We start from the raw sequence: 6,982 nt of genomic DNA on the forward strand, positions 1-6,982 counted from the left end.
TACCGCTTACCGCTTACCGCTTACCGCTTACCGCTTACCGCTTAGGCCTGTGGCTGCCCGTATATTTGTTCTGCGCGGTTAAACAGCACCCACGACGTTAAAATATATTTATCATTCGACACAGGTTTATTACCGCGATGAGTATGAGTAAAGTAGCCTGGGGCAATCACCATAGTGCCTTTTTTCGGAGCTATCTTACGATTTTGATAATAAAACTCGGTTTCACCGCCTTCTTCAACATCGTTTAAATAAAACATAAATAACAATACTCGATGCAGTGCTTCGTTATGGTGTAACTGTGGGTACACTTCACTATGCCAATACGGGTAGCCGCCTTTGTTAACTTCGTATTTTTGCGCTTGGATATTACCGAGTCGAAAAATTTGCTGTACCAATAAAGGTAATTGCGGTTTACCTACCTCGTCAAAATTAGCTTGCGTTAAATCAACAGGTTGTCCTGTTTGGGGGTGGTACACTTTTAAACCAAACGCCCCAATCATTATAAAAATATGTTCTTCAATGTAGTTAAAAACATATTGTGCAGTAGTTTGTTGAATATGTTTTAATTGCTCAGCGTATTCAGGATGATTGTTTAAGTGTAAGTCGTGGCTATCTTTTTTATTAAGATCTATGCCGCCTGATGTCATCCCTTGTTTTATATGCGGGCTTTGCGAAAAGGTGGTGATAAAGTTATCGCAAAAGTCATTACTGAGCGCGTTGTCATACACGCGGATAAAGTCCGTCATGAGTTACCTGTTTAATTATTATTGGATTATTATGTTTACTGAAAAAGTGATGCCGCGCTTTAGCGAAACGGATGCACTCGGACACATCAACAATACCGTACTCCCTGTTTGGTTTGAAGCCGCACGTGCACCTATTTTTAAATTTTTTACCCCCGATTTAAATCCTCACGATTGGAAGCTTATTATTGCTAAAATTGAGGTGTCGTTTGTAGGTGAGTTGTTTTACTCGCATGAAGTAAATATTAAAACATTGGTAGAGCATATTGGCAGCAGCTCATTTGTGCTTCGCCAAGAGGCGTGGCAGCAAGATAAATGCTGCGCAATCGGTAAAACAGTGCTGGTACGTTACGACTTTGCCGCTAAAGCTAAGCAAGCTTTATCTAGTATTGAAAAAGCAGCCTTAAATGAGCATTTTATTGCAGCTTCTTAATGTGTAGTTAGTAATTTAAGGTGCGCAAGTAGTTATCTAAAGCGGTGACTTGCGCTTTACTAAAGCGTAGCCCGAGCTTTGTTCTACGCCACAATATGTCATCGCTGGTTTTTGCCCACTCTTTGGCAATTAGGTAATCGACTTCTTGAGCGTATAGACCATGGCCAAAATGACAACCTAAGTCAGCAAATGCACTGCAATTACCTAGCAGTGCATTAGTTAGCGTGCCATAGGAGCGTACCAGCCTATTTAATAATAACTCAGGCAACCAATTGTATTTTACTTGTAGTTGCGTTATTAACGTCGCTTTTTCACTAAAATCTCCGCCTGGTAACGGCGCGCTTTTTGTCCACGCTTCAGTCATATGAGGATAAAATAGCGCGAGTTTGTCCACAGCATTTTCTGCCAGTTTTCGATAAGTAGTTATTTTTCCGCCAAACACACTTAACAAAGCAGCCTGATTATCATCATTATTTAATATCAGCTTATAATCGCGGGTTACAGCTTGAGCATCTGCTGAGTGGTCATCGAGTAATGGCCGTACGCCACTGAATGTATGTACTATATCAGTCGCTTCAATCGGGGTTTTAAAGTAATGATTAGTAATATTGATTAAGTAACTAATCTCTTGTTCGCTAATTTTTACATCTTTAATGGTGCCGGTATATTCTTCATCCGTAGTACCAATCAAGGAATAGTCATCTTCAAAAGGAATGACAAAAACAATACGTTGATCTTCATTTTGGAGAATATAGGCACATGGCTCGTGATGAATACGTGGCACCACGATATGGCTGCCTTTGACTAAGCGAATATGCTGTGGTGATGGCTGAATAAATACATTATCAAACAATGAAGCAACCCAAGGGCCTGCGGCATTAACAATGCATTTGGCTTTGATTTGTAGTTGCTGCTGGGTCGTTTGTTGCGCTAGAGTTACATCCCAATGTTCAATATTGCGCTGTGCCTTGATACAACGAGTACGCGTTGCTATGGTTGCTCCGTGTTGTTCGGCGGCAAGGGCGTTTAAGATCACTAAACGCGCGTCATCTACCCAGCCATCAGCATATTCAAACCCTTGTGTAATTGATGCATTTAGCACACTGTCTTTTGTGAAAATAATCGACTTGGAAGCGGGTAGCGTGTCTCGTTTTCCTAGATGGTCGTAAATAAATAATCCTAGGCGGATCATCCATGGCGGCCGCAAATGTGACTGATGAGGAAGCCTAAACGAGAGCGGCCAAATAATATGCGGTGCTTTTTTTAATAACACTTCACGCTCTAGCAATGCTTCTTTTACTAACCTAAATTGATAGTGCTCTAAATAGCGCAGCCCGCCATGAATAAGCTTACTGCTGTTTGATGAGGTGGCTGAGGCTAAATCGTCTTGCTCACACAATAATACTTTCAAGCCTCTACCACTTGCATCTGCTGCAATACCAGCACCATTAATGCCACCGCCAATGACAAGTAAATCATATTCGTTATCGAGTAACTGCACGGGTGAACCTTAAAGTTAGTTGTTAATGCCAGATTATATTAACGCGATTAGCCGTCATTCTGCGGATTATTAGCAAGCGTCACTTGCGCAATACAATGTAGCCATTTTGCATATAAATCGTTACGCTCAAAGCTACTCATAGTTGGCTCAAAGCGGCGGTCACATCGCCACATAGTTGCCAGTTGTGCTGTTGATTCATAAACACCACTTTGCAGGCCTGCTAAATAGGCGACGCCAAGCGAGGTGGTTTCGGTTAAGGTGGGGCGCTCAACACTCGCACCTAAAATATTAGCTAAAAACTCCATAGCCCAATTATTATTAGCCATACCGCCGTCAACGCGCAAGATGCTGGGGCGCAAGCCATCCCCTTCCATCGCTTTTTGTAAATCTTTAGTTTGATAACCCACTGATTGCAAAGCTGCAGCGACAATCGTACTAATACCTGAATCTCGAGTAAGCCCTAAAATAGCACCTCGGGCATTGGCATCCCAATAGGGAGCGCCTAAACCTGTAAAAGAGGGCACTAAAAATACCCCATGATCTAAGGGAACACCTTTGACGAGGGCTTCACTTTCTCCCGCGCTTTCTAATAATTTCAAGCCCTCTACAATCCACTGCATGGTGGCACCTGCCATAAAAATACTGCCTTCAATGGCATACGTAGGTTTGCCGTTAAGTCTATATGCGATGGTGGTTAATAAGCGATTGTTTGACTTTAGTGCTTTATCGCCGGTGTTAAGCATTAAAAAACAGCCTGTTCCGTAGGTGCTTTTTGCCATACCTTCTTCAAAACAAGCTTGGCCAATTAAAGCGGCTTGCTGATCACCCGCTATGCCGTTAATTGGAATTTCACCACCAAATAACTCGCTGCTAGTAACACCAAAGTCAGCCGCTGAGTCCATTACTTCAGGTAGCATCGAGGCTGGAATATCAAATAAGGCGAGTAAGTCTTCATCCCAGCATTGCTGGTGAATGTTAAACAGTAATGTGCGAGAGGCATTGGTTGCATCGGTTTTGTGTACTTTACCATCGGTTAATTGCCATAGTAAGTAGGTGTCTACCGTACCAAACGCCAGCTCACCTGCTTGTGCTTGCTCTTTAGCGCCAGTGACGTTATCTAAGATCCAACGAATTTTGGTGGCAGAAAAGTACGGATCGAGTAATAAGCCGGTTTTATCATTGACGGTTTTACTGTGCCCAGCATCGCGCAAACTATCACAGTACTGGCTAGTGCGTCGGTCTTGCCACACAATCGCGTTGTAAATAGGTTGCCCAGTTTTTTTACTCCACACTAAGGTGGTTTCTCGTTGATTAGCAATGCCTATGGCAATAATGTCGGCAGCCGTTACCCGTTGCTGCGCCAATACGTTTTTAACGCTCGCGAATACGGTTTGCCAAATATCTACAGGATCGTGTTCAACCCAACCATTTTGCACAAAGTGCTGCGGGAAAGTTTGTTGGGCTGTGCCAAAAACCTCGGCATCTTTGGTGTATAAGATGGCGCGAGAGCTCGTCGTTCCTTGGTCAATCGAGAGTATGTATTTGCACATAAAATATAATGTTATTTAACTTAGATAAAGATAGCTTGTCTCTAAGCTAAACGAATAGCAATGCTTTTGCACCATAATGGATGTAATTTTAGGCAAATAGGATGAGTGAAAGGGAGTTAAGGCTCAGTGCGGGCGCTTAGTTTTAAATAAGCGCCAGATATATATAATATAATTATTAGTTGGCAGCATCAGCTAATTGCTGATGGAGCCAATCTTTTAATGCCATTCTATCGTGTTTTAATTGATGCATTGCTTCATCATCAATAGGGGCATCTTGTAACTCCAGGACACGGATTTCTTTATCAATTGCATTGTATTGCTTTGCCCTTGCCGCGAACTCTTCATTATCAGTGTTGAGCTTAGTGATAGTGCTTTGGTATTCAGGGAAATCTTTAGTTAATGAATGATCTTCGCCTAACATAGGTCGCTCCTTATTAAAGCGTGTTACATATTAATCTCGATAGATAAACACGCATGGGTTTTAGTCAAATTAAATGCTCTGAGGCGTTTTGCCAATACAATAGAGCTTGGGCTGATTTAAAATAAATCAACATCAAGCTCAGTATTATCGTTATTAAAGTAATTTCCCTTTGCCTGAATACAAAACACTGACACTCGTGCGGGCTTAAGTTAGAATATGAACGCAGGCAGTTGCCTGCAAACAATTTCTATTTTGAGTGCTTTATTACATGCTTTTAATGATCGATAACTACGACTCGTTTACCTACAATTTGGTACAGTATTTTCAACGTTTAGATCAAGAGGTGCTAGTAAAGCGCAATGATGAGATCTCGGTTAGTCAAATTGCCCAGTTAAACCCTCAGCATATCGTGATATCTCCCGGCCCATGCTCACCAAATGAAGCGGGTATATCTTTGGAGCTTATTGAGCAACTAAAAGGTCAATTTCCAATTTTAGGTATTTGTTTAGGTCATCAAACAATAGCACAAGCATTAGGTGCGAACATTGTTAGGGCAAAGCAAGTGATGCATGGCAAAACATCGCCAATTTATCATGCTAATCAAGGTGTATTTGCCGGCTTACCAAATCCATTAACAGTTTGCCGTTATCATTCGTTGGTTGTTGAACAAGATAGCATTCCTGATGAGTTGCAGATCACCGCTTGGACCGAAACTGAAAGTGGCCAGTTAGATGAAATAATGGGCTTAGTTCATAATAGCTTAGCGTTAGAGGGGGTACAATTTCACCCAGAGGCAATTTTAACGCAGCGAGGACTTGAATTACTTGCTAACTTTTTAACTCGGTTCTAGGCTTATGCTAACAAACGTAGTAGCTTCCCTTAATTTATTTATAAAAGATAACTATTAATGACAGATGAAATACGCCAACAAAGGACAGCTAAGGCATTAGAGCAGCGAGCCCATGACTTGTTGCTTGGACATAGCTTTGCGCAACGTCAAATTGGCTATATTCATACTCTAGATATAAATTATGGTGAAGCGATAAAGCAGCGTACCTTACTTGAGGTTGAAGTTGCTGCGCAAAAAATACGTAAACTCTCCAGTACTTCGCATCATAAGTACCGCGCTCAAGCCAGCCAGCAGTTACATCAAGTTATTGATACTGCCATGAACAAGCAGTTAGCCGATATTGATACGGTACTACATGAAATCATTGGTATTGAAGATAATGTCCCCGCGATTTTAGACATACTTGCGGTAAAATCAGCATCGGTAGGACGCCTTGAGCCATTAGTTAAAGATTTAACTTGGTTAGGACGTGAGTTAGTTGCTTTTGTGAATTTGCCTTATTATCGCGCGCAGCGCAATAAACATACTTCGGTAAAAGTTGATAATCCCTCTTTAGCTCTGCGTTATATTGGTTTAGACAACTTACAGTTTGTAGTACCTACCTTTGCGGTACGTCATTGGATGCCACACAGCACCGAACCATTTCCATTATTAAAGCGTCGCCTACGCGATAACTCAATGGCTTGCGCGATTGCGGCGCAAGAGTTGGCTAAGCTCAATGGTATTAATGAAGTACATGCATTTACTTTGGGTATGTTACTCGATGTTGGCAAGATAGCTTTGATTCGACTCTATTTACGCACATTCGAACGAGTGTGGCAGCGCAAAGTAACCCTTGCCCGAGAAGACCAACATAAAGATCTTCACACCGCATTGTTAGAGTTAAAACCTGATCCGTTATTTTTAAGTACTTTACTTAATCAGCATGCGCTAAAAGTCACGGCGACGGTGATTGATAAAATGGCGTTTCGGTATTTACCTTTTAATGCTGTGTTATCGCAGTTGATTAATGGTGTGTCCAAAGGGGATTCACTATTGCCATTAGCAATGTTAATGCAAAAGGCACGTTGTTATAGTCAATGTGTTACTTTGAGCGAACATCAGCTGGTGGAAAGTGATGAAAAATCACTCTGGTTTGATTACGTTGGGTTATCAAAACAGGAACTAGAGCAGCTTGAAAAAACCAATTTGCAGCACTTTCATATTAAAATTGACTAGGGCGTGTTTATCTTTCGAGGTTGAATTTGCAGCAGTGTGTTTGGTATTTAGGCAAGGCAGAGCCTATGTAGTGTGGTTGTTCCCCATAAATAGGCGATAACGCAGCATCAATGCCAAACACGCGCTGCCCGAAGGGTTCTTCCTAGGGGCGATTAACTCTTTGTTACTTACATGGATGTAAGTAAGGGGCGTGAGCAGGACGCGGAAGCTTTGCTCAATTTTTACTTAGCCCACTAGGTTACAAATCTCGCGCCGTGATTAAATCG

7 protein-coding genes are annotated in these 6,982 nt (G+C 41.9%); 3 read left to right on the forward strand and 4 right to left on the reverse strand.

From position 1 onward, the window contains the following. Nucleotides 1–41 precede the first annotated feature (41 nt). Entirely contained in the window at nt 42–746 is a 705-nt protein-coding gene (locus H5201_RS21815; protein ID WP_145238009.1) for a 2OG-Fe(II) oxygenase, read from the reverse strand. 31 nt (nt 747–777) lie between these two features. Between H5201_RS21815 and H5201_RS21820 the strand changes: the two genes are divergently transcribed. Then, nucleotides 778–1,176, forward strand: a complete 399-nt coding sequence (locus H5201_RS21820; protein ID WP_182785382.1) for a thioesterase family protein — start codon at nt 778–780, stop codon at nt 1,174–1,176. Nucleotides 1,177–1,183: 7 nt separating this feature from the next. Here H5201_RS21820 and glpD read toward each other — a convergent pair whose 3' ends face one another. From glpD to H5201_RS21835, 3 genes are all read right to left on the reverse strand, one after another. Further along, complete coding sequence (gene glpD, locus H5201_RS21825; protein WP_182785384.1) at nt 1,184–2,677, reverse strand: glycerol-3-phosphate dehydrogenase; 1,494 nt, start codon at nt 2,675–2,677, stop codon at nt 1,184–1,186. Between the two features lie 47 nt (nt 2,678–2,724). Further along, nucleotides 2,725–4,227 carry a glycerol kinase GlpK gene (glpK, locus tag H5201_RS21830; RefSeq protein WP_182785386.1) on the reverse strand — a complete coding sequence of 501 codons (1,503 nt, stop codon included), beginning with the start codon at nt 4,225–4,227 and terminating at the stop codon, nt 2,725–2,727. A gap of 175 nt (nt 4,228–4,402) precedes the next feature. Beyond that, nucleotides 4,403–4,648: a YdcH family protein gene (locus tag H5201_RS21835; RefSeq protein WP_145238021.1), complete on the reverse strand. Its 246-nt coding sequence runs from the start codon at nt 4,646–4,648 to the stop codon at nt 4,403–4,405. Nucleotides 4,649–4,916: 268 nt separating this feature from the next. On the opposite strand from H5201_RS21835, the gene H5201_RS21840 reads away from it, so the two are divergent. Both H5201_RS21840 and H5201_RS21845 read left to right on the forward strand, forming a co-directional pair. Continuing rightward, on the forward strand, nt 4,917–5,498 hold the full coding sequence (locus H5201_RS21840) for an aminodeoxychorismate/anthranilate synthase component II (RefSeq protein WP_182718914.1): 582 nt from the start codon (nt 4,917–4,919) through the stop codon (nt 5,496–5,498). A gap of 57 nt (nt 5,499–5,555) precedes the next feature. After that, on the forward strand, nt 5,556–6,716 hold the full coding sequence (locus H5201_RS21845) for an HDOD domain-containing protein (protein ID WP_182718915.1): 1,161 nt from the start codon (nt 5,556–5,558) through the stop codon (nt 6,714–6,716). The last annotated feature ends 266 nt before the right edge of the window (nt 6,717–6,982 follow it).

The sequence above is a fragment of the Pseudoalteromonas sp. SG43-6 genome (assembly GCF_014164365.1).
In the GTDB taxonomy this organism is placed as follows: domain Bacteria; phylum Pseudomonadota; class Gammaproteobacteria; order Enterobacterales; family Alteromonadaceae; genus Pseudoalteromonas; species Pseudoalteromonas rhizosphaerae.

Bases quoted from the DNA above. Each gene is read 5' to 3' on its own strand.
- H5201_RS21815 (WP_145238009.1), bottom strand. From the start codon at position 746: ATGACGGACTTTATCCGCGTGTATGACAACGCGCTCAGTAATGACTTT.
- H5201_RS21820 (WP_182785382.1), top strand. From the start codon at position 778: ATGTTTACTGAAAAAGTGATGCCGCGCTTTAGCGAAACGGATGCACTC.
- glpK (WP_182785386.1), bottom strand. From the start codon at position 4,227: ATGTGCAAATACATACTCTCGATTGACCAAGGAACGACGAGCTCTCGC.
- H5201_RS21835 (WP_145238021.1), bottom strand. From the start codon at position 4,648: ATGTTAGGCGAAGATCATTCATTAACTAAAGATTTCCCTGAATACCAA.
- H5201_RS21840 (WP_182718914.1), top strand. From the start codon at position 4,917: ATGCTTTTAATGATCGATAACTACGACTCGTTTACCTACAATTTGGTA.
- H5201_RS21845 (WP_182718915.1), top strand. From the start codon at position 5,556: ATGACAGATGAAATACGCCAACAAAGGACAGCTAAGGCATTAGAGCAG.